Here is a 20035-nt window from a genome sequence, read left to right as displayed (position 1 = left end):
CCTTGCGTAATCCTCTGCACCGTCGCGAGAATACCTTTAGGCTGGATTCAAGGAAATGTGACTAGGATGCAAAGGAGGCCATGATGGCCAAAGCGGTAAACAATGAAGATGCTCGTGCGTGTCAATTGGCTGAGAGCCCGGTGCCCCGTGGACGCGTGGTGATTCTCGGCGGCCATGGCAAGGTGGCGTTGTTGTTGGCACCTAAGCTCATTGCCGCAGGGTTCACCGTTGATTCTGTCATTCGCAAGGCCGACGAATCCTACGATGTGAAGGCAGTAGGCGCCAACCCGGTGCTCTTCGACATGGAGCAGGCCGGCGAGTCCGATTTCGAGCGACTCTTCAAAGAGGCTGTTGCGATTGTCTTTTCTGCAGGCGCCGGTGGGGGCGACCCAGCTCGTACGCATGCTGTGGATTATGTCGCAGCGGTCACTGCGATGGATGCCGCTGGGAAGGCTGTGGTGAAACGGTTCGTTATGGTCTCCTATGACACCGCTAGCGACGATCCCAAAACCGCTGGTTGGCCTGAGTCGTTTGTTCCCTATGCAAAGGCAAAACACGATGCCGATGCGCATTTGCGTGCGTCCAATCTCAACTACACCATCCTTGGCCCGGGTTCGCTGACGCTGGAACCGGAGACCGACCGCATTGTGCTTGTCGGCTCCGGGCAAAAATTGACACCTAAAACCGTTACGCCCCAGCAACGAGTCACTTCGCGCGGGAACGTCGCCGCTGTGGCTGCTTATGTGATTTCCAATGGAGTCTCTAAGCGTCAAACCGTCTGCTTCTACGATGGACAAACCCCAATTACCGAAGCTCTGCAGTGACTGAGCTGCTCGGATTTGCGGCATGAAACGCAAGTCGTGAGACATTTTCCCAAACGGCTTTTTGCGATGTTGCGAATGTTTGTGCTATGCCGAATGCCGAGTTCCAAGTGTCAAATGCCAAATCAGATTAAATGGCTTAGCGATGAGACGTGATATCCATCTACCGAGTCTCGTGAGTTGCAAAACTCATAAATTTCTGTTGCGCTGCCATATTTGATACTGGATGTTGTACTCATGGTCGTTTGTCCGTACGAGTCCTGATTCTTCGGCAAGATAGTCCGGCAGCAGCGCCATGCCTCCACGTGTTTTGATGAGTGAGACGATGCCGCTCAAGGAATTGATGTTATGCGTTTCCACGTTGTCTGTAATGGAGTCGAGCGTCATGGCGCGAAATGCACAGTTGGGGTCACCGTTGACATAGACGGCGTTACTCGTGGAATCCGCGGTGCTGTAGATGTGTGAGGGGATGGTTCCGATGCTCACCTGCCCGCTTGGAATGTTATTTGGGGTGTGGTATGCGGCAACGAGGTCGTGGTTCATATAGGCGATTCGATCGATGGACGTCGAAGGGGCAATGTCGAAGCTGTATTGTTCTAGGTCTGGTGCCTTGTTGTGGACGACAAGGAAATCGAAAAGCACTTCGCTCATTTCTGCAGAGTGTTTTCTGTGTGGTAGATTTCTTCGCAGCTCCTGATCCAGAGTCATGATTTGTGTTGCGTATTCGTGGAAACGCTGGCCGGCATCTGTTGGAGTGACGCCGCTGGTTGAGCGTTCGAAAAGTTGCACGCCATAGTCCGATTCGATGTGCTTGAGGCGTGCCGTTACATTCGATTGTGCCAGTTGTAGTTTGCGTGCAGCCTTGTTTATAGATTTTGATTCATAGATGGATTCGAATACTTCGAAGTTATGTGTATCCATGGATGCTCTCTATCCGACTGTAACGATGTGTTATCTGATATTCAGATAACTATATCATGGTTTGGTAATTCCCAAGACGATTTCACTTTCATACAGTGTTCCGTGAAAGGAACAATTATGACAGTAAAAATCGGTATCAATGGATTTGGCCGCATAGGCCGTCTATCATTTCGTAGAATCCTGGAGCTTGGAGAGCAGAACGACATTGAAGTGGTGGCCATCAATGACCTTACAAGTCCGGCCTTGTTGGCGCAGCTTCTCAAATTCGATTCCACACATGGCACATTCTCCGGTGATGTCAGCGCCACTGATGACAGCATTGTGGTCAATGGTAAGGAATATCGAGTCTATGCCGAGCCCAAGGCGCAGGACATTCCATGGGCCAAGGAGAACGGGGTGGAGTGCGTTCTGGAATGCACTGGCTTCTACACTTCTGAAGCCAAGTCCCAGGCGCACATCGACGCTGAGGCCAAGAAGGTGCTTATCTCGGTGCCGGCTGGCCGGATTAAGACAATCGTCTACGGCATCAACGACAACACGTTGACTCCTGAAGACAAGATCATCTCTGTGGGCTCCTGCACCACTAACTGCTTGGCTCCCATGGCCTATTACCTCAATAAGGACTTCGGCATTGAAGCTGGCACTATGACCGCCATCCATGCCTATACCTCTTCACAGATAATCCTCGATGGTCCAACGCGTAAGGGTGACTTGAGAGCTTCCCGCACTGCCGCCACCAACATCATTCCACACAAAACTGGTGCGGCCAACGCCATCGGCCTGGTGATCCCCGAATTGGATGGAAAGGTGAGCGGCCATGCCCAGCGAGTCCCCATAGTCGACGGTTCCCTCACTGAGCTTGTCAGCCTGCTCAAGACCGCTGACGTTACCGCCGATCGGATCAACGAGGCGATGCGTTCCCATACGGTGAACAACGAGAGCTTTACGTATGATGACCGTCAGATCGTTTCCACTGACATCATCGGGTCACAATCAGGTTCGATTTTCGATCCGACGCAAACCGAAGTGACCGGGATGGGAGATAGGCAGTTGGTCAAGACCGTGGCTTGGTATGACAATGAATACAGCTTCACCTGCCAGATGATTCGCACACTTCGTAAGTTTGCCACGTTGTAACGAATCTGCTGTTGAACTCCGGCAACTGTCATCGCACGTTGATGGTATTGCCGGAGTTTTCAGTTCCAGGTCCTGTCGTCGTTTTGGATGCGTATGAGTGTCCATGCCCGGCAAACAAGTAGGGCTATCAAGATAAGATTTCTCGCCCAATGCTATGGCAACTTCAATAGGTGCTACAATCATCGCAAAGAAAAGCTTATGGAAAGGCCCGCTATGATGCACTTGATGTTGACTTCGATGCTCCATCCCAAACTCAAAGGATTCCTCTCTGGCAACATTGTCTACATCGACGATGCCAAAGGGCCGCTTTTGGACGACGAGCAAGGCATGCGGTTCGATCAGTGGGAGAAGGATCAGGTCGCGCAATACGGGTGTGACTTGGTCAATATCATGGTTGGGCAGACACCGATTGATGACGTCCGCGCGGCTTTGGAAGGCGCCGATGGCGTATATGTGGCCAGTGGTGAGACGTTTGCGCTCCTGTATGCCTTGAAATCCACTGGTGCAGACAAGGTGCTTGCAGACGTTGTGCGTAAGGGCCTGCCATATGCGGGCTCTTCCGCCGGTTCCATTATTGCCGGTCCGAGCATTGAGCCAACAAGCGTGATGGATTCCCCAGACCTTGCTTCCGCCCTTCATGATTACACCGCTTTAGGGCTCGTCGATAAGGTCATCGTTCCTCATTCCCAGGGTACGTTGCCGCCATATCCGATTCAGATTATTTCGCAGACGGTCGAACGCTATGGAGAGCAATATCCGCTGTTTCTTCTGCGTGACGGACAGGCGCTTGAGGTTCAGGGAGATGAGCAGCGCATAATCTAGCAGGCCTGTTTCTTGGCGTGCCCAAATCGCTTCCGGTATTATCGGCCATCGTATTGAGATACGATGCGACGGTTGGATTCGCTTCTTCTCTTGAAGTTGAGGTAGGTTTAAAGTTCCGACGACAACGAAGCGGAAATAATTGGCGCTGAAATCGAGAGGTAATTTTTATGGGGCAAAGGCAGTACCGTTGCGATAAATGCGGATGCAGCACATATGTATCCGATCAGTTCCAAGCCACTGGTGGCAACTTCGCCAAGATTTTCGATGTGCAGAACAAGCGGTTCATCACCATCAGCTGCACCAACTGCGGTTACACGGAGTTGTATCGAGCTGAAACTGATGCCGGCATGAATGTGCTTGATTTTCTGTTAGACAATTGATTGTCAATCTCCTGATTGACCTGCAGGTTGTGTTGCCACTGGTTGTGGGCACGAGTCGGCTCTTTCTAAGGCCGTTTTTAGTTGCCGGCGATTCTTGCGTTCAGTGTTGGAATGGTTCACAATGGTGATATGACTACTGCAAAGATGACTGGTGCGACTATCAAACTGAAACGAGCCTATGGCGCTCCTGAAGAATCGGATGGCTGCCGTGTTTTAATCGATAGGCTTTGGCCACGGGGCGTTTCCAAGGATAAGGCCCACATCGATGTATGGCTTAAGGACATTGCTCCAAGCACTCAACTGCGTCGCTGGTTCGGGCATGATCCTGATCGGTTTGCAGAGTTCCAACAGCGTTATGAGGATGAGCTTGGCGACGACGCTGAAGGTATCGCTCAATTGCGCGAGATCTGCCGGACACATACCACAGTGACATTGGTTTATGCCGCAAAAGACGAAATCCATAACAACGCCGTTGTCTTGCAAGACTATCTCAATCGTTGATGTCAATGGAGTGCAGTGGTCTGTAGGCCTGCGAGGTTGGGGAAGTGAGACTGCTGATACCAAATTCACCACACTTTGTAACAAACGTTGCTCAACGTCCGCTATACTATAGCTATGGTGGCGATTTCATTTTCAAGGCAGAGAGCACGAAGGCGTGAACGTGCCATCTCCGATTATTTCAAGATGTGGACGGCTCGTGATTTTGACAAGCTCGATACGGTCATGGCGCCGGAGTGCCGGTACGAGGAATGTACGGGTGCTATTTATCAAGGGCGTGTGCAGATTCATCGGTGGATCGATGACTCGATGATAAGGCAAGTGGTCACCAGCTGGCGCATTCATGATTTCCTACATGGGCGCGGCAACCAAGGCCAGCCGGAGATTACGGTTACGTGGACGTTCTGTGCGCATGATGTTTCTCGGCTATCAGATCAAGCCTCAGGTGAAGATGGCGGTGTGGTAGACAAAGAGCTTGGGCAAGCCCAGGGAGCTATGCAGGGTAGCACACCCTATGAGTTCGACGGCGTCTCGATTATTGAGTTCGACAGGCAGAACAAGATCAATCGTGTGCGTGAATTCCGTGCCGAACACGACCGTAAATATCCGTATGGTGGGGTTTCGCACTGACATTGCCTAAAAATAGGACGATTCCATTTCGGTAGGGAGATTTCGTTGATATAGTGTGTTGCACAAAAAAGAGAATGGCGGATTCCCAACGTATTTGGATTTCGCTATTTTGCTTTGTACTGCGGGAATCTCCCTACTTATAATTTTTTGGTCGGCATAGCCGAGATTGTGTGTCTGAACACCGGTGAAGCGATGTGTCGGTTGAGCAATGGGCGTTAAATTATGGCTTGAAAAACATACTGATGCATTGAGTTTTTCTAAAACTTGAGTCGCATAGACTCAAGTTTTTCACCCAAGGTAAAATTCTGGAATCCACATGCGGAATGTCGGTTGGTCATAGTGACACAACAAGAACAGGAGCTCCAAAGGAGTTCCGAAACGGTTGCAGAGTTAAGATTCGCAGCCGCTGCCTCATGGTTTGAGGGAGTGATTGATTATGGCTATGTTTCCTGCTTTGATGAACGATGCATTTCATGATATGTTCGACGATCCGTTCTTCACCAGCTGGAGTGATTCACCGTCGCGTGCGGTCGATCGCGTGGCATCTCCGAGTCTCATGAGGACCGATGTCCGTGAGAATGACAAGAGCTACGATGTGGCGATCGATATGCCCGGGTTCAACAAGGACGACATTAAGGTGGACCTTCACGACGGCTATCTCACCGTCTCTGCCCACAAGGACGAGAAGAACGACAAGAAGGGTAAGGACGGCAAGTGGCTGCGCCGTGAGCGTTATGTTGGCTCGGCCTCCCGTGACTTCTATGTTGGCGACGAAGTGAGGGATGAGGACATCCATGCCAGCTACAAGGATGGCACCTTGAACCTCGAGATTGCGAAGAAGGAGCCGAAGCCCAAGGTCGAGAGTGGTCATCACATCGCCATCGAAGGCTGATGCATATACGCACCATATCGGTTGCCTGATGGGTCGTTTCAGTGTCTAGGCAACTGCGATGAATGCGATTATAATGGGCCGGCTGCCATTGATGGGCATCCGGCCCATTCGTAGTCCAATCTCGTCCGGATTTAACGCCCGACTTTCCTGATGAGTTCCAGTGCCATTGCGGTTTCGCCATTCATCAGGGTTTCGTATAGTTTGTTGTGGTTTTCGGTATTGCCGCGGTATCGCTTTTGGCTGGAAATAAGCACATTGAGATGCTGCTGCCAAGCTCCGCCGATCTCCTGAAACCATTGCATCAAATGGTCGTTGCCCGACATACGGACGATTTGGGTATGAAAGGCGATGTCGGCGTTCACATACTCCAACATTTTCCCCGCCTCAAGCAGCCTGTTTCGCTTGGCAAGGAGCGTACCAAGCGCTCCCCATTCCTCGTCTGCCACGCTTCGGTTCCCGATTTCCACAATAGCTTCGCTCTCCAGCATTTTTTCAAGGGCGAACAGCTGCTTCTCATTATCGTGATTGGCGGAGAGACCTGTGGCAACGTAGCTGCCGGAACCTTGGCGCACCCTGATTTCTCCTGAATAGGTCAGGACTTTCATGGCTTCGCGCAATGTTGATCGGCCCACGTGCAAGAGATTGAGCCATTGCTGCTCGGTGGGCAGTTTGGCACCTTCCTTGAGGCCGTTGAGCTCGATGTAACCTTGAATATCGTGAATGGTCTTGCCCACAAGATCGATTGACGTTGTCTTCACTGCGCCTCCCTTATCACTATAATTCTACTTGCAATCTAGAAACATCTGCTGTATTCTAAATTCAGCAGATGAATTATTTGATAACAGGTTATTCGATGATGGGCGAGGGAATCGAACAACAATGAAGGCAGCGATGTTGAGCAGGGCAGAAAAGCAAAAAGATTTTCTCGTTGGTCTCTGCAAAGGTGTGGATCTCCTAGGGAAGAGCAGACATCGAGGATGAGTGTAGGTGTTTTTGCATATCTATTGCTGATGAGCGTCGTGGCGGGGACGCTTAACGGCATCGTGGGCATGGCCACGCTCGCGTTGTACCCAGTGCTGCTTTCCATAGGTGTCAGTCCAATCATTGCCAACGCCACCACCACCATCGGCATCCTTTTCAGCGGAACCTCCGCCGTAATCTCCTCTAGGCGCGAGCTCAAGGGGCATTGGCGTCAGACGCTGCCGATTACTGCTTTCGTTGTGGCTGGAGGCATTGTCGGTGACATATTACTCATTCGAAGTTCAGTGGCTAGTTTCAAAGCGATCGTGCCATTCACCATTCTCCTCGCCGGTGTTCTTATGGTGATGCCAAGGAGGTCTGGCGTGGACAGCGCCACACGGAGCAAGGCCGTTCTGACGGGTTTCGTCCTGGCGCTTCTTGCGGTTGGGTGCTATTGCGGTTATTTCGGTGCAGGCAGTGGTCTGCTCATGATAGCGGTGCTCTCCAGAGTGGTCGATGATGGCTATCCGGTCTACAATGCCATACGGAACTTCGCTTCACTTGTCAACAACGTTGTTTCCGCGGTCATATTCATCTTCACGCTTTCCATCGCCTGGAAGGTGTTGATACCAATGTGCATTGGTCTGCTTGTCGGTGGGTATTGCGGTCCGATTGTCGTCAGGGTCATTCCGGCGGAAGTCATCAAGTGGGTCGTCGGTCTTTTTGCCATTGTTCTTGCGGTGGTCCTGTTTGTGCAGAACCTGATATAACGATTGGCGCGCTTGAGCCCTACGGTTGCGTGTAAAGGTCAACTCTTCGTGCCGGAGCGTCAAGGAGATTGTTCCCAGTTGCACATAAGGGCCTGTTGCGCATCGAATATGCTTGGAAGGCGCTCCGTTCTTTTCGTATTGTGAAACGCGACACGCCGATTGTCGCCTGTTCCATTAGACTATCGGACGGCGTGAATCGAACTTGGTTGTATGCACAGGCCGGTTCACGAAGGTAATACGACGATATAACGGTGAGGAACGAGGAGCGACGATGAGCAACATGTTCACCTGGAAACTGCACGGCGACGGCAAGACGTTGAACCCGGGGGAGGTTGTGGACCCCGACGAGCGCATGAGTTGGGGGCGAACAGCAGGCATCGGTGCCCAGCACGTCATCGCCATGTTCGGCGCCACGTTCCTGGTTCCGATACTGACGCATTTCGACCCTTCGACCACGTTGTTCTTCACGGCGATGTCGACAGCGTTGTTCCTGTTGATCAATAAAAATGAGCTACCCAGTTACTTGGGTAGCTCATTTGGTTTTATAGCCCCGATCATGGCCGTGGCCAGCGCCGGCAAGGGGCTGGCGGCAGCCAGCTTCGGCATCATGTGCACAGGCATGCTGTTGGCTTTGGTCGGCATTCTGGTTCATTTCGCCGGAGCCAAGTGGATCGACATCATCATGCCACCGGTGGTCAACGGTGCCATCGTGGCCATCATCGGCTTCAATCTGGCACCTTCGGTGTGGAACAACTTCCAGAAGGCGCCAGATACCGCTGCTGTGACCTTGGTGGCGGTGCTGCTGGTGGCGGTGCTGTTCAAGGGTCTGCTTGGCAGGCTGAACATCCTGATCGGCGTGCTCATCGGTTACGCCTATGCATGCATTCGCGGCCAGGTGGACTTCGCCGCCGTGGGCAAGGCGGCTTGGGTCGGCGTTCCGCACTTCCACACCCCGGTGGCCGACTGGTCCGTGCTGCCCATGTTCATCCCCGTGGTCATGGTGCTCATCGCCGAGAACGTCGGGCATGTGAAGTCCGTGGCCCAGATGACCGGCCGCAACTATGACGACCACATCGGAACCGCTCTCTTTGCCGATGGCCTCGGCACCACCATAGCCGGTTTTGGCGGCGGCTCGGGCACTACTACCTACGGTGAGAATATCGGTGTGATGAGCGCCACCCGAGTCTATTCCACGGCGGCCTATTGGTGCGCCGCTGGCTTCGCGCTGATTCTGAGCCTCTGCCCGAAGTTCGGTGCTGTCATCAACACCATTCCTGCGGGAGTGCTCGGCGGCGTCACCACGCTGCTCTACGGCATGATCGGCATGGTGGGCGTGCGCATCTGGGTCGACAACCACGTCGACTTCGGCAACCCGCTCAACAACATGACCGCCGCCGTCACCATGATCATCGGCATCGCCGACTTCGGCTTCGCCATCGGCGGGGTCAAGTTCAACGGCATCGCCATCGGCACCGTCGTGGTGCTCGTGGTCTATCACGGCCTTAAGGCCATCGGCCGCGCCACCTGTGCATTGCCGAAGGAGGAAGAGACGGCCGGACAGGACTCTGGCTCCGAATCGTCAACCGCTGATTGATTCCGGTTCGATCGGTTCGCGCTCCCGCTGTATGGCAAATGTCGTTCAGCGGGAGCGTTGCTTTCTCATCTGAAGATGTGGCTTGCCCCTTGTCAGCTGCTTTTTGCATTAATATTCGTAGCTTTGGTAGGTGCAGGGCGAAAGTCGTATATGATGAATTCAAAGATGCTAATTCGGAATGTGGTTGAAGATTATAGGTAGTATCTTTTATTGTACAAAGTAATTATATTAGTCTGAATCGTCGTTCTTTTTGACAATAAGTGATTATCTATATATAGTTTTCTTGTCGATATAGCAATGCAATGTTGCAAGGAGTTCATATGAGTGTGCATGTAGTGGTGATGGGCGTCGCCGGCTGCGGGAAAACCACAGTGTCCCAAGCTGTACGAGATAAGCTTGGCTTCGAGATGGCTGAAGGCGACGACTTCCATTCAAAGGCCAATGTTGAGAAAATGAGTCATGGCATCCCTCTCACCGATGAGGATCGTTGGCCGTGGCTTGCTGCGATCAACACTTGGATGGTTGATCATGCGGCTGAAGGTAAGTCCACGGTCGTGTCTTGTTCAGCGCTGAAACGCGTGTATCGAGATGTGCTGTGCAAGGGTGTCGATGTGTTGTTTGTTCATCTCGTTGGCTCCCAGGAGCTTATTGGCTCAAGGCTGAGCAAGCGCAAAGGACACTATATGCCGCCCTCGTTGTTGCCCAGTCAATTCGCCGATCTTGAGGCACTGCAAAGCGATGAGAACGGCGTGGAGATCTCTGTCGATGGCACTCCGGAGGAAGTAGAGGCATCCGTGATCAAGGCCATCAATGAGTATTGCAAGAGAACTGGAGCGGTGGCCTGATGTCTGAATTTTCGATTCATAGCTTTGAACTGACAGGGAAGGTTGTCCTCATCACCGGCGGTGCAAGTGGGCTGGGTAAATACTACACTCAGGCTGTCAGTAAGGTCGGTGCCGATGTATGCGTCGTCAGCGCCACAGAGAACGGGTGGGACGAGACGCGTCAGATTGCCGAATCAAACGGGTGCAAGGTGATGTTCATCAAGCAGGACATCACTGAGGAGGGCGCCGCGAAGTCGATCGTCCAACGGGCCATGGCCGAGTTCGGACGCATCGACGTGCTAATCAACAATGCCGGTATCCAGCGTAGGCACGACTTAGCCGACTTTCCGGACGAAGACTGGAAGACGGTCATCGAGCTCAACCTCAATGCCCTGTATTATCTTTCCCATGAAGTGGCCAAGGTCATGATGGAGCAAAAGAGTGGCAAGATCGTCAACATTGGTTCCATGCAGTCCTATCGTGCAGGCAAGCGTATCTACCCTTACGCGGCTAGCAAGCATGCTGTCGTTGGTCTGACCAAGGCGTATGCGGATGCTTTGGCTCCTTACAACATTCAGGTGAATGGCTTGGCACCAGGCTACATCAATACGCCAATGACCAAGGCCCTCCAGGAAGATCCGGTTCGTAGCGTTGAGATACGAGATCATATTCCTTCGGGAAGCTGGGGAGAACCAAACCAACTGATGGGGGCCATGGTCTTCCTCTGCTCTTCGGCTTCGGACTATGTGACCGGTGTCATGCTCCCAGTCGATGGAGGGTACCTGTTGAGGTAGTTTGCGGTTCCGTGGCCTTACACAGGGGCGTGGATGTGCCGTGGTCGCCATCGTCGGGGCCACAAGAAGAAATAAAACTATTTAATGTAGAATAGAGGTAATAATGCCATTAATTGTCGTGGCCTGCGCTGTTGCAGTGCTCATTTTCCTTATAGCCAAGTGTAAACTCAATACGTTCGTTTCCTTGGTCGTGGTCTCGGTCCTTGCTGCCTTGGCATTGAAGATTCCTATCGGCAAGATTCCCATGACGATTCAAAACGGCATTGGTAGCCAGCTGGGTGATGTAGCCATTATCTTCGGTTTCGGTTCGATGCTTGGAAAACTCGTCTCGGACTCCGGCGGTGGCTATCGTATTGCGATGACGTTGATCAATAAGTTCGGCCGCAAGCACATTCAGATTGCCGTGGTTCTGGCATCCTTCATCATCGGTATCGCATTGTTCTTCGAGGTTGGCCTTGTGGTGCTCCTACCCATTATCTATGCCATTGCCAAGGAACTGGATATGCCGTTGATGGAATTGGGTATTTCAGCTGCCGTCACCCTCAACGTAGCGCATGCTTTTCTGCCCCCGCACCCGGCGCCTACCGCCATTACGGCTATGTTTAATGCCAATATGGGGCAGGTCATGCTTTACGGAATCATCGCAGCCATTCCGACGGTGATTATTTCCGGACCTCTGTTCAACCGTCTGTTGCACAAGGTACGTCCAAATCTGTACCATCAGGATGTCGATTCGTCGGTTCTGGGTGAGTACAAGGAGTTCAAGCTTGAGGAGACTCCTGGTTTCGGCATCTCCATCGTCACTGCCCTCATGCCGGTCATCCTCATCGGCATCGCCACCATCTGCAACTTCTTCATGTCGAAGACCAATCCGGTCAATGTGGTAATTCAGTTCGTCGGCAATGCCGACATCGCCATGCTGCTTTCCGTGCTCTTCGCCATTTGGTCCATGGACCTGAAACAGTCCAGGAAGATGAGTGACGTCGGCACGTCCATGGAGAACGCCATCAAGCAGGTCGGTATGATGATGCTGATCCTCGGTGGTGGCGGCGCCTTCAAACAGGTGCTTGTAGACGGCGGTGTTTCCAAATACGTTTCTGCGCTGTTCACGGGCATGCATATGTCACCGCTCATCGCGGCCTGGCTCATCACCGCTATTCTACGTGTGTGCGTAGGCTCGTCAACGGTCTCCGCGCTGGCAGGCGCAGGGTTGGTCGTACCCATGCTGAGCATGCCCGGTGTGAACCCGGCGCTGATGGTGCTGGCCGTAGGTGCGGGCTCCGTCTTCGCCGATCATTTGAACGATGCCGGTTTCTGGATGATCAAGGAATACTTCGGGTTGTCGATCAAGGAGACATTGGAATCCTGGACCGTTGCCACTTCGGTCATATCGGTTGTGGGTCTGCTTTCGGTGCTGGGTGTCTCGTTGTTCGTCTGACGTTTCGCCTGATTTTGATTGATGAAATTCAATACGGGTGGCCGCAGAGGTTCTGCATCCACCCGTATTCGTGTATTGTGTCGTACACCGTTTCATGAGCTGTCACCAAAGATCGGTTGCTGTCCGTACTTCGTCAACGATTCTGGTCATTGCATCCTTGGCTTTGTCTGGATCGGATTTCCAAATGGCCTGTGCCACCTCCTCGTGTGCGTCCAGCGCCTCTGGACGCGGTTTTGCCGGATACAGGCCCATCTCCACTCGTCCTGCCAGAACCGTGCTGATCTGGGGGGCGAGGGCTGCAAACAGATCGTTGCCACTTTCGGTGAGCACCAAGGTGTGGAAACGACTGTCGAGTTTGTGGAATTCCTCAAGGTTACCTGATTCACCGTTTTTCCTCATTTCCATTGCCAAAACGGGCATCAACGCACGGGTCTCCATCGTTGCGTTGCGAGCCGTGTCCGCTGCGGATGTGGGCTCGATGGCGAGCCTGAGCTCGGTCAAGGACGCCAGCTGTTCCTTGCGTGCGTTGGAATGCAGCTTCCAGCCGATCACCTTATTGTCAAGCGCCTGCCACGTGTTGAGGGGTTGTGCCACGAGGCCGACCCGTTTCTTTACGATGACCGCATGCGCTGACTCCAATGTGTGCGAAACCTCGCGGGCTACGGTCCGCGAGATGGAGAATCGGTGTTGGATCATATTGAGCGTGGTGCTTGTTCCCGGCTTCCAGCGGTCTTCGATGATGTCGATGGCGAGTTTCTCCGCAACGGGCTGTTGCATGGAGACGATGCTTGATGATTTGCCGGAGTCTGTTGACGGTGACGTGTTCATAAGCCCTAGGGTATCAGGAAATTCTAATACAGCCTCAATTTTGGGCAGAAAAGCATGTTTTATTTTTATAGAGACTCTTATTAAAATAAATCATTATCTTATTAAAAAATATGGTATGATTATATCGAAAAGTCAGTACTGTCGATCTTCAAGGAGGAGATATGCAGTTAGGAATGGTTGGACTTGGACGAATGGGTGGCAATATGGCCAAACGTATTCGTGCTGCGGGGCATCAGATGGTTGGCTATGACCTCGATCCGAATTCTGGGCGTGACGTCTCAAATCTTGCGGAATTGGTCGGCCGGCTTCAATCTCCGCGCGTGGTGTGGGTCATGGTGCCTGCGGGCAAGGCCACGGATGAGACAATAACTCAACTTGCAGGCCTTATGGATTCCGGTGACATGATTGTCGACGGCGGCAATTCAAGGTTCACAGATGACACCAGGCATGAGGAGCAGCTCAAGGGCAATGGCATCCATTTCATGGACTGCGGTGTTTCGGGAGGCGTATGGGGTGCCGAGCGTGGCTATGCATTGATGGCAGGTGGCTCCGACGAGGATTACGAACGCATATTGCCTGTGCTTGAGGCCTTGAAGCCAGAAGGTGAGGACGGTCTGGTCCATGCCGGCCCCGTGGGTGGCGGTCACTTCGCCAAGATGGTGCACAATGGCATCGAATACGGCATGATGCAGGCGTTCGGTGAGGGCTTTGCAACGATGGAGCACAGCGAGTACATCACCGACACTGCCAAGGTCATGGCTTCGTGGCGTTCGGGGAGCGTGGTGGCTTCGTGGCTTCTGGATTTGCTCGTTAAGGGCATGCAGAACGATCCCGACCTACAACAGGTCCCGCCTGTGGCTGATGAGTCAGGTGAGGCCAAGTGGATGGTGGAAGCGGCGTCGGAGTTGGGCGTGCCCACACCCGTCACCAGTTCTGCGTTGTTTGCTCGCCAGGCTTCGCGTGGAGGCGATGATGATGCCATGAGGGTGGTCACCATGATGCGCGCCCAGTTTGGTGGGCACGTCACCAAGGCGTAGGAGATTGAGCGTCTCGTAGGCAATTGCATGCGTCATAACGCATCGGTGCGGTTGATGACGATGCCGTTTAAATGGAGAAAACGGTGTGGGATTGATCCTTCGATTAACCCCACACCACCGCTGTGAATATGTTGCTCTCACTTTGCTTTGTTGTTGACACTGGAACTCAGTAGACTGTGAATGATGCCGATGGCCAGTCCAATGGCTGCAGGAATGATCCAAGTGAGTTGCAGCGAGTAAAGTGGAAGCGATGAAAGCATCGCAGTTATGGATTTCAGTTGGATGCCGAAAACGGCGAGCAGGGCCACAATGCAGTCGAAGATGCTGTAAATGCTCGTCAACGTCACGGTCCAGATATATACGTATGGAAAATGGCTTGAGAACGGTTTGTCCAACAGGCTCAGCACGACGAGCACGATCGAGATTGGATACAGGGCGCTTAGAACGGGCAATGAAACGGTGATGATGGCACTTAGCCCTGCGTTGGCCACGACAAAACTGAACACGGCAAAAATGCCACTCCAGACGCGGTAACTCAACGTATGTCCCAATACAGTGGGGAAGTGCTCGATGAAGTACGTCGAACAGGTCGAGATGAGTCCGGTGCATACGTTGAAGCAGGCGAGTATGAAGATTAGTCCCACGAATGCCGTCCCTAGGGAGCCGAAGGCTGCGGTGGTGAGATTGGTCATCACCACCGCGCCGGTGTCGGTGGGTCGGTTGGCGGATTTCATTGATCCGCTGACAGCGCCGACGAACGAAAGGGCTGCGTAGATGAGAATGAGAAGCAAACCTGTCCACGCTCCGGCAAGACCGGTTTCCAAGCGGTTCTGGCGTTCGTCATCCACACCCATTTGACGCACGTTCGCAGAGATGACAATGCCAAAGTACAGCCCGGCCAGCAGATCCATCGTCTGGTAGCCATTGACCAGTCCGTACATAAGAGGATTGTTGGCGTATTCTCCGAACGGTTTGCCGAATCTCGGATGGGCAGTGAACAGACAAGCCACGAACATGACGGCGATGAGTACCAGAAGAGTTGGTCCTATGATACGGACCAAGGATTTTGAGAGGCGTTCAGGATGCTGAGAAAGAACGAACGCGAGGGCGAAAAAGACCAACGTATAGAGCAGCTGCGCAAGATGGTTGTTTGAACCGACAAACGGTGTAATCGCCATTTCAAAGGAAGTGGTGGCTGTGCGGGGGATGGCGAAACATGGGCCGATGGTCATGATGATGGCGAAAGCGAGAACTGCCGCGAATTTCGGCGAGACACGTGAGGCCAGATGTTCGAATCCCCCTGCGGAGGCCACGGCCAATACGCCGATGATTGGCAGGCCTACGGCAGAGATAATGAAACCAACAGTGGCGGGGACAACGGCGCGTTGTGCCTGAGCGCCCATGAGAGGGGAGAATATGAGATTGCCTGCTCCGAAAAACATGGAGAAAAACGTGAACGCAATGACAATTCTGTTTTTCCCGTTAAGTTTGCTGATTGATTTGCGGTTATCGACTTCTTCGGTTTGTTCCGATATGTCAGCTCGAGTCCGTTGCTCTGTCGTGGCTTCCATGAAGTTCCACCCCTTTGCCTCTTTCTGATTTGCCTTTGGTCTTGCACCATCGGGTGACGCAACTGTATCACCGCGGTGAGCAGCTTTGCGTCATTTGTACTTGGATTTGATATAGATTGATAAAAGACAGTGCTCTATAGAGTGTCTACCACAGTGCCTGCGGACTTATTTGTGGAGCTGAAATCCACATATCGGCGATACCTTTGGATACAATTTATATATGGCTTTTTTCGACGGATTTGGCGACGTATTCGGTGACTTATTCGGTGACATGTTCGGTGGAAATTTCCCCTATGAGCCATCGGGGCCAAAGGGCGAACGTGGTGAAGACGACGACCCTACGATACTCAATGTTCAGGTCGATGGGGACGAGTCGAACGCCCACGGGGGCAATTCCGGCCGTTTCGGTTCCCGCGAATTCCTCGGATCGCGAGATCCCCGAATCACGAGACGTCGCGAGCGTGGTTCATCAGGCTCATCTGCCACTTCGAAGGTTGTCCTCGGCGTCATCGTGGTCATTCTTATTGTGCTGGCGCTGCTGTTTGGTCTCGATCATTTTGTCACGGACCTCATGTGGTTTGGCCAGCTTGGATTCCAAAGCGTGGTATGGACCCAGCTTTGGACCAAGGTTGGGCTTTGGGTGGCGTATGCCATACTCCTGGTGGCAGTGAGCTACTTATCGGCTTGGCTTGCCATCCGCGCTCGTCCAGACAGCCCAGATGGCTCGACCATTCGTATTCACGGTGATGTGGTTGAAGTCGGCAAATCATTCAGTTCGAAGTCGGCTCGCAAGGTGGCCGTCGTTGTCTCTCTGGTCGTTGGCATCATTTTCGGTGCCCAATTCAATTCGAATTGGTCGGAGATCCTGCTCATGTTCCATGCGCAGAAATTCGGCATCAAGGACCCACAGTTCGGCATTGACAACGGCTTCTATGTGTTCATTCTGCCTGGTCTGCAACTTGTGCTTTCCGGGCTCACTGTCATGTTGCTGTTCGGTCTTATCTTCTCGGTTGTTGCACACTTTGCCATGGGTGGCATCCGCATCACGATGCCGGTGAACGGGCATGGCATCGTCTCTTTGACCAAGCGTGCTCGGCGCCAACTTGCCGTCTGGGTGGTGCTCAACATGCTGCTGTGGTCTGTGCGTCAGGTGGTGGGCGTTTTCTCCAACCTCACTGCTGACGGCTCCAGATTCACTGGTGCGGACTACACCACCGTCCATGCCTCGATTCCCGTGACGTTCATCATGGCCGCCCTCACTGCCGCACTGGGCATCCTACTGGGCGTATGGCTCATGCGTTCGCATTCGCTCGACGGGCCGGCATCGATGGGTGTGCGTGCCGAGGCGGCGTTGAAGGCGTGGCGGGTGCCACTGGTCGCCATCGCCTCCGTCCTGGTTATTTCGCTGGTGCTTGGCACACTGTGGCCCATGTTGCTTCAGCGGTTCAAAGTAAGCCCCAACGAGCAGGAGATGGAGTCTGCCTATATCTCCCGCAATATCGAGGCCACCCGTGAGGCGTACGGGCTGAAGAACGTGAAGACCGAGGAATACAACGCCAAGACGCATGGGGAGTCCGGGGCCCTCGCCTCGGATCCCGAGACCACGGCCCAGATCCGTCTGCTTGACCCACAGGTCGTCTCTCCCACGTTCAAGCAGATGCAGCAGTCCAAGCAGTATTACACATTTGCCGACACCCTTGCGGTCGATAAGTACGATATTGACGGCAAGAGCCAGGACACGGTGATTGCTGCCCGTGAGCTCGACCTCAACGGCAATGACAACCGCAATTGGGTCAATGACCACACGGTGTTCACCCATGGATACGGTGTGGTTGCCGCCTATGGCAACAAGGTGACCTCGGACGGCTACCCGCAGTTCTTCGAATCCGGCATCCCGACCCAAGGCAAGCTGACGCAGAGCCAGCATTATGAGCCGCGTATCTACTTCTCGCCCAATTCGCCAGACTATTCGATCGTGGGTTCGCCCAAGGGAACGAAGTCTTGGGAGTTCGACTATCCCAAGGGGTCCACAGGGGCCTCCAATACGTTCGACGGCAATGGCGGGCCGAAGATCGGCAACGCATTCACACGCCTGCTGTACGCGTTGCGTTTCGGTAGTGACCAGATCTTCTTCTCCGACCGTGTCACGTCGGATTCGCAGATCCTCTACGACCGCAGTCCGAGGGAGCGCGTGGCCAAGGTGGCTCCGTATCTCACGCTCGATGGTCGTGTGTACCCCGCTGTCGTCAATGGCCGCGTGAAGTGGATTGTCGACGGATACACCACGTCGAACGCTTACCCATACTCGCAGACCACCGATTTGGGCAGGGCCACGCAGGACTCTACCACGGTGGCGTCCAACACAGTCAAGGGGCTCATGAGCCAGCCTGCCAATTACATTCGCAACTCGGTCAAGGCCACCGTCGATGCCTATGACGGTTCTGTGGACCTGTATGTGTGGGATAAGTCCGACCCCGTCATCAAGGCTTGGGAACAGATTTTCCCGGGCCAATACCACCAGATCTCCGACATCTCGGGAGACCTTATGGGCCACATGCGTTACCCGGAGGGATTGTTCAAGGTGCAACGCCAGCTCTTGGCCAAATACCACGTCACCAGCGCCGGCCAGTTCTTCTCCGGTGAGGATTTCTGGCAGACTCCCGTGGATCCCACGGAGTCCAAAAGCGAACAGAGCGATGACGTGCTCCAGCCGCCCTATTATCTCACGCTCAAGACTGGTGGTTCCAGCAAGCCGCTGTTCTCCCTGACATCCACGTACATCCCTGCAGGCACCTCCACCCGTGAGATTCTCACCGGCTTCCTGTCGGTGGACTCCGATGCCGGAGGGTCGAAGGGAAGGGTGGGACCGCATTACGGCACCATACGATTGCAGGAGTTGCCCAAGGATTCGAACGTTCCCGGCCCTGGCCAGGCGCAGAACAACTTCAATGCGAACGCCACGGTATCCAACCAGCTGAACCTCCTGGAATCCGGGTCCACGAAACTCAAACGTGGCAATCTGCTGACGCTCCCGCTCGGTGGTGGGTTGGTGTATGTGCAGCCTGTCTATATCCAATCCAGTGGAACCACCAGTTTCCCGTTGTTAAAGAAGGTTTTGGTGGCATTCGGCGACCAGGTCGGGTTCGCCGACACTCTTGATGAGGCGCTTGATCAGGTGTTTGGTGGGGACTCAGGTGCGTCGGCAGGGGATGCCGAAAACACAGGGTCGGCTTCGAGTTCTGACTCAGAAAGCGATCAGAAAGGCAGCGATGGCAGCAAGAACACGGCGGGTTCCACTGATACACAGCCAAATGCCTCATCGTCGAGCTCGTCGAATCCTCAGCTTAAGGGTGCGCTGAGCCGTGCGGGCCAGGCAATGAAAGATTCCGACAAGGCTATGAAATCCGGTGATTGGACCGCCTATGGCAAAGCCCAGCAAGAGCTAAACGACGCACTGAATGAGGCGATTCAGCTCGAGAACGGCTCCCAGAAGTGACGCTCATGCCTGCCTTAAGTCACGGCGAAGCCGATTCCGTCAGTATTCGGCCATACCGTGACTGCGACCTGCAGGCGGTCACCGACATTTACAACGAGGCGGTTCGCTCACGTGGATCGACCGCCGATTTGACACCTCAGACCTTGCAAGAGCGGAGGTCCTGGGTGGATTCGCACCATCCCAGAGACCGATACCCGGTAGTCGTCATCGAAACGTTCGAAGGTGTTGTGGCAGGCTTTGCTTCGCTCTCTCGGTTCATGGTGCGTCAGGGTTATGACGGGGTTGTGGAATTGAGCTACTACATCGGTTCCCCCTATCGCAGACGTGGTTATGGCTCGGCGTTGGTGCGTTGGCTCGTTTCCACAGCCGCTCAGAGAGGCAATCGCATCGCAGTGGCTTTGGTGTTTGACAATAACGAAGGTTCAAAGACCCTCTTGCGTAGTAATGGGTTTGTGCAGTATGGTCTGTTGCCTAAAGCCAGCTGGAATGGAGCAACGTATCTGGATCTCACGTATTGGTATCGTCGGTTGTGATTTGCGCTCTTCGGCTTCGCTGAAATGAGCGAGATGGTGGGTTGGGAAAGCCAGCATGCGTCGGCATTGTTCGATGCAGGCGTATGCGT

General features: G+C 53.5%; 19 protein-coding genes. 15 read left to right on the top strand and 4 right to left on the bottom strand.

Going from position 1 to position 20035, the window contains the following annotated elements; translation table 11 throughout:
• The first annotated feature begins 80 nt into the window (after positions 1-80).
• A complete protein-coding gene (locus tag ACSYSS_RS05145) occupies positions 81-824 on the top strand; it encodes an SDR family oxidoreductase (RefSeq protein WP_491702994.1) in 744 nt (247 codons plus the stop codon).
• Positions 825-1010: 186 nt separating this feature from the next.
• Here the strand turns inward: ACSYSS_RS05145 and ACSYSS_RS05140 are convergent, their stop codons facing one another.
• Positions 1011-1742, bottom strand: coding sequence for a LysR family transcriptional regulator (locus ACSYSS_RS05140; RefSeq protein ID WP_491702993.1), 732 nt, complete (start codon positions 1740-1742; stop codon positions 1011-1013).
• Between the two features lie 117 nt (positions 1743-1859).
• Between ACSYSS_RS05140 and gap the strand changes: the two genes are divergently transcribed.
• The 6 genes from gap (at position 1860) to ACSYSS_RS05110 (ending at position 6101) form a co-directional block, all read left to right on the top strand.
• Entirely contained in the window at positions 1860-2879 is a 1020-nt protein-coding gene (gene gap, locus ACSYSS_RS05135) for a type I glyceraldehyde-3-phosphate dehydrogenase (RefSeq protein WP_491702992.1), read from the top strand.
• Positions 2880-3104: 225 nt separating this feature from the next.
• Positions 3105-3701, top strand: coding sequence for a Type 1 glutamine amidotransferase-like domain-containing protein (locus ACSYSS_RS05130; protein ID WP_491702991.1), 597 nt, complete (start codon positions 3105-3107; stop codon positions 3699-3701).
• A 167-nt stretch (positions 3702-3868) separates the two neighbouring features.
• The gene (locus ACSYSS_RS05125; protein ID WP_491702990.1) at positions 3869-4081 is read left to right on the top strand and encodes a zinc ribbon domain-containing protein; all 213 of its coding nucleotides are present in this window, start codon (positions 3869-3871) and stop codon (positions 4079-4081) included.
• Positions 4082-4225: 144 nt separating this feature from the next.
• Entirely contained in the window at positions 4226-4582 is a 357-nt protein-coding gene (locus tag ACSYSS_RS05120) for a DUF488 domain-containing protein (RefSeq protein WP_491704232.1), read from the top strand.
• A 114-nt stretch (positions 4583-4696) separates the two neighbouring features.
• On the top strand, positions 4697-5209 hold the full coding sequence (locus tag ACSYSS_RS05115) for a nuclear transport factor 2 family protein (RefSeq protein ID WP_491702989.1): 513 nt from the start codon (positions 4697-4699) through the stop codon (positions 5207-5209).
• Positions 5210-5645: 436 nt separating this feature from the next.
• The gene (locus ACSYSS_RS05110) at positions 5646-6101 is read left to right on the top strand and encodes an Hsp20/alpha crystallin family protein (protein WP_491702988.1); all 456 of its coding nucleotides are present in this window, start codon (positions 5646-5648) and stop codon (positions 6099-6101) included.
• A 131-nt stretch (positions 6102-6232) separates the two neighbouring features.
• Here the strand turns inward: ACSYSS_RS05110 and ACSYSS_RS05105 are convergent, their stop codons facing one another.
• Positions 6233-6859 carry a FadR/GntR family transcriptional regulator gene (locus ACSYSS_RS05105; protein ID WP_491702987.1) on the bottom strand — a complete coding sequence of 209 codons (627 nt, stop codon included), beginning with the start codon at positions 6857-6859 and terminating at the stop codon, positions 6233-6235.
• 219 nt (positions 6860-7078) lie between these two features.
• Here ACSYSS_RS05105 and ACSYSS_RS05100 point away from each other — a divergent pair, with 219 nt between their 5' ends.
• From ACSYSS_RS05100 to ACSYSS_RS05080, 5 genes are all read left to right on the top strand, one after another.
• Positions 7079-7831 carry a sulfite exporter TauE/SafE family protein gene (locus ACSYSS_RS05100; RefSeq protein WP_491702986.1) on the top strand — a complete coding sequence of 251 codons (753 nt, stop codon included), beginning with the start codon at positions 7079-7081 and terminating at the stop codon, positions 7829-7831.
• A gap of 271 nt (positions 7832-8102) precedes the next feature.
• Positions 8103-9425 (top strand): uracil-xanthine permease family protein, encoded by a 1323-nt coding sequence (locus ACSYSS_RS05095; RefSeq protein ID WP_491702985.1) that lies wholly within the window; start codon positions 8103-8105, stop codon positions 9423-9425.
• A 320-nt stretch (positions 9426-9745) separates the two neighbouring features.
• Positions 9746-10270: a gluconokinase gene (locus tag ACSYSS_RS05090; RefSeq protein WP_491702984.1), complete on the top strand. Its 525-nt coding sequence runs from the start codon at positions 9746-9748 to the stop codon at positions 10268-10270.
• Positions 10270-11043, top strand: coding sequence for an SDR family oxidoreductase (locus ACSYSS_RS05085; RefSeq protein WP_491702983.1), 774 nt, complete (start codon positions 10270-10272; stop codon positions 11041-11043). Before ACSYSS_RS05090 ends, ACSYSS_RS05085 begins: the two co-directional genes overlap by 1 nt.
• Before the next feature lie 103 nt (positions 11044-11146).
• Entirely contained in the window at positions 11147-12481 is a 1335-nt protein-coding gene (locus ACSYSS_RS05080) for a gluconate:H+ symporter (RefSeq protein WP_491702982.1), read from the top strand.
• A 102-nt stretch (positions 12482-12583) separates the two neighbouring features.
• Here ACSYSS_RS05080 and ACSYSS_RS05075 read toward each other — a convergent pair whose 3' ends face one another.
• Complete coding sequence (locus ACSYSS_RS05075) at positions 12584-13309, bottom strand: FadR/GntR family transcriptional regulator (protein WP_491702981.1); 726 nt, start codon at positions 13307-13309, stop codon at positions 12584-12586.
• A 161-nt stretch (positions 13310-13470) separates the two neighbouring features.
• On the opposite strand from ACSYSS_RS05075, the gene gnd reads away from it, so the two are divergent.
• The gene (gene gnd / locus ACSYSS_RS05070; RefSeq protein WP_491702980.1) at positions 13471-14346 is read left to right on the top strand and encodes a phosphogluconate dehydrogenase (NAD(+)-dependent, decarboxylating); all 876 of its coding nucleotides are present in this window, start codon (positions 13471-13473) and stop codon (positions 14344-14346) included.
• 137 nt (positions 14347-14483) lie between these two features.
• Here gnd and brnQ read toward each other — a convergent pair whose 3' ends face one another.
• Positions 14484-15842 carry a branched-chain amino acid transport system II carrier protein gene (gene brnQ, locus ACSYSS_RS05065; RefSeq protein ID WP_491704231.1) on the bottom strand — a complete coding sequence of 453 codons (1359 nt, stop codon included), beginning with the start codon at positions 15840-15842 and terminating at the stop codon, positions 14484-14486.
• 295 nt (positions 15843-16137) lie between these two features.
• Here brnQ and ACSYSS_RS05060 point away from each other — a divergent pair, with 295 nt between their 5' ends.
• Entirely contained in the window at positions 16138-19413 is a 3276-nt protein-coding gene (locus ACSYSS_RS05060; RefSeq protein ID WP_491702979.1) for a UPF0182 family membrane protein, read from the top strand.
• Between the two features lie 5 nt (positions 19414-19418).
• Positions 19419-19946, top strand: a complete 528-nt coding sequence (locus ACSYSS_RS05055) for a GNAT family N-acetyltransferase (protein ID WP_491702978.1) — start codon at positions 19419-19421, stop codon at positions 19944-19946.
• Positions 19947-20035 lie beyond the last annotated feature (89 nt).

Source organism: Bifidobacterium sp. ESL1118 (genome assembly GCF_058505595.1).
The sequence above is the reverse complement of the archived record's forward strand: the minus strand, read 5'-3'. Positions and strand labels throughout refer to the sequence as shown.

What these genes read in the sequence shown, in the direction of transcription:
- ACSYSS_RS05100 (WP_491702986.1), top strand. Translation starts at nt 7,079, where the DNA reads ATGAGTGTAGGTGTTTTTGCATATCTATTGCTGATGAGCGTCGTGGCG.
- ACSYSS_RS05080 (WP_491702982.1), top strand. Translation starts at nt 11,147, where the DNA reads ATGCCATTAATTGTCGTGGCCTGCGCTGTTGCAGTGCTCATTTTCCTT.
- ACSYSS_RS05095 (WP_491702985.1), top strand. Translation starts at nt 8,103, where the DNA reads ATGAGCAACATGTTCACCTGGAAACTGCACGGCGACGGCAAGACGTTG.
- gnd (WP_491702980.1), top strand. Translation starts at nt 13,471, where the DNA reads ATGCAGTTAGGAATGGTTGGACTTGGACGAATGGGTGGCAATATGGCC.
- ACSYSS_RS05055 (WP_491702978.1), top strand. Translation starts at nt 19,419, where the DNA reads ATGCCTGCCTTAAGTCACGGCGAAGCCGATTCCGTCAGTATTCGGCCA.
- ACSYSS_RS05130 (WP_491702991.1), top strand. Translation starts at nt 3,105, where the DNA reads ATGTTGACTTCGATGCTCCATCCCAAACTCAAAGGATTCCTCTCTGGC.
- ACSYSS_RS05090 (WP_491702984.1), top strand. Translation starts at nt 9,746, where the DNA reads ATGAGTGTGCATGTAGTGGTGATGGGCGTCGCCGGCTGCGGGAAAACC.
- ACSYSS_RS05115 (WP_491702989.1), top strand. Translation starts at nt 4,697, where the DNA reads ATGGTGGCGATTTCATTTTCAAGGCAGAGAGCACGAAGGCGTGAACGT.
- gap (WP_491702992.1), top strand. Translation starts at nt 1,860, where the DNA reads ATGACAGTAAAAATCGGTATCAATGGATTTGGCCGCATAGGCCGTCTA.
- ACSYSS_RS05120 (WP_491704232.1), top strand. Translation starts at nt 4,226, where the DNA reads ATGACTGGTGCGACTATCAAACTGAAACGAGCCTATGGCGCTCCTGAA.
- ACSYSS_RS05085 (WP_491702983.1), top strand. Translation starts at nt 10,270, where the DNA reads ATGTCTGAATTTTCGATTCATAGCTTTGAACTGACAGGGAAGGTTGTC.
- ACSYSS_RS05110 (WP_491702988.1), top strand. Translation starts at nt 5,646, where the DNA reads ATGGCTATGTTTCCTGCTTTGATGAACGATGCATTTCATGATATGTTC.
- ACSYSS_RS05140 (WP_491702993.1), bottom strand. Translation starts at nt 1,742, where the DNA reads ATGGATACACATAACTTCGAAGTATTCGAATCCATCTATGAATCAAAA.
- ACSYSS_RS05145 (WP_491702994.1), top strand. Translation starts at nt 81, where the DNA reads ATGATGGCCAAAGCGGTAAACAATGAAGATGCTCGTGCGTGTCAATTG.
- ACSYSS_RS05125 (WP_491702990.1), top strand. Translation starts at nt 3,869, where the DNA reads ATGGGGCAAAGGCAGTACCGTTGCGATAAATGCGGATGCAGCACATAT.
- ACSYSS_RS05075 (WP_491702981.1), bottom strand. Translation starts at nt 13,309, where the DNA reads ATGAACACGTCACCGTCAACAGACTCCGGCAAATCATCAAGCATCGTC.
- ACSYSS_RS05060 (WP_491702979.1), top strand. Translation starts at nt 16,138, where the DNA reads ATGGCTTTTTTCGACGGATTTGGCGACGTATTCGGTGACTTATTCGGT.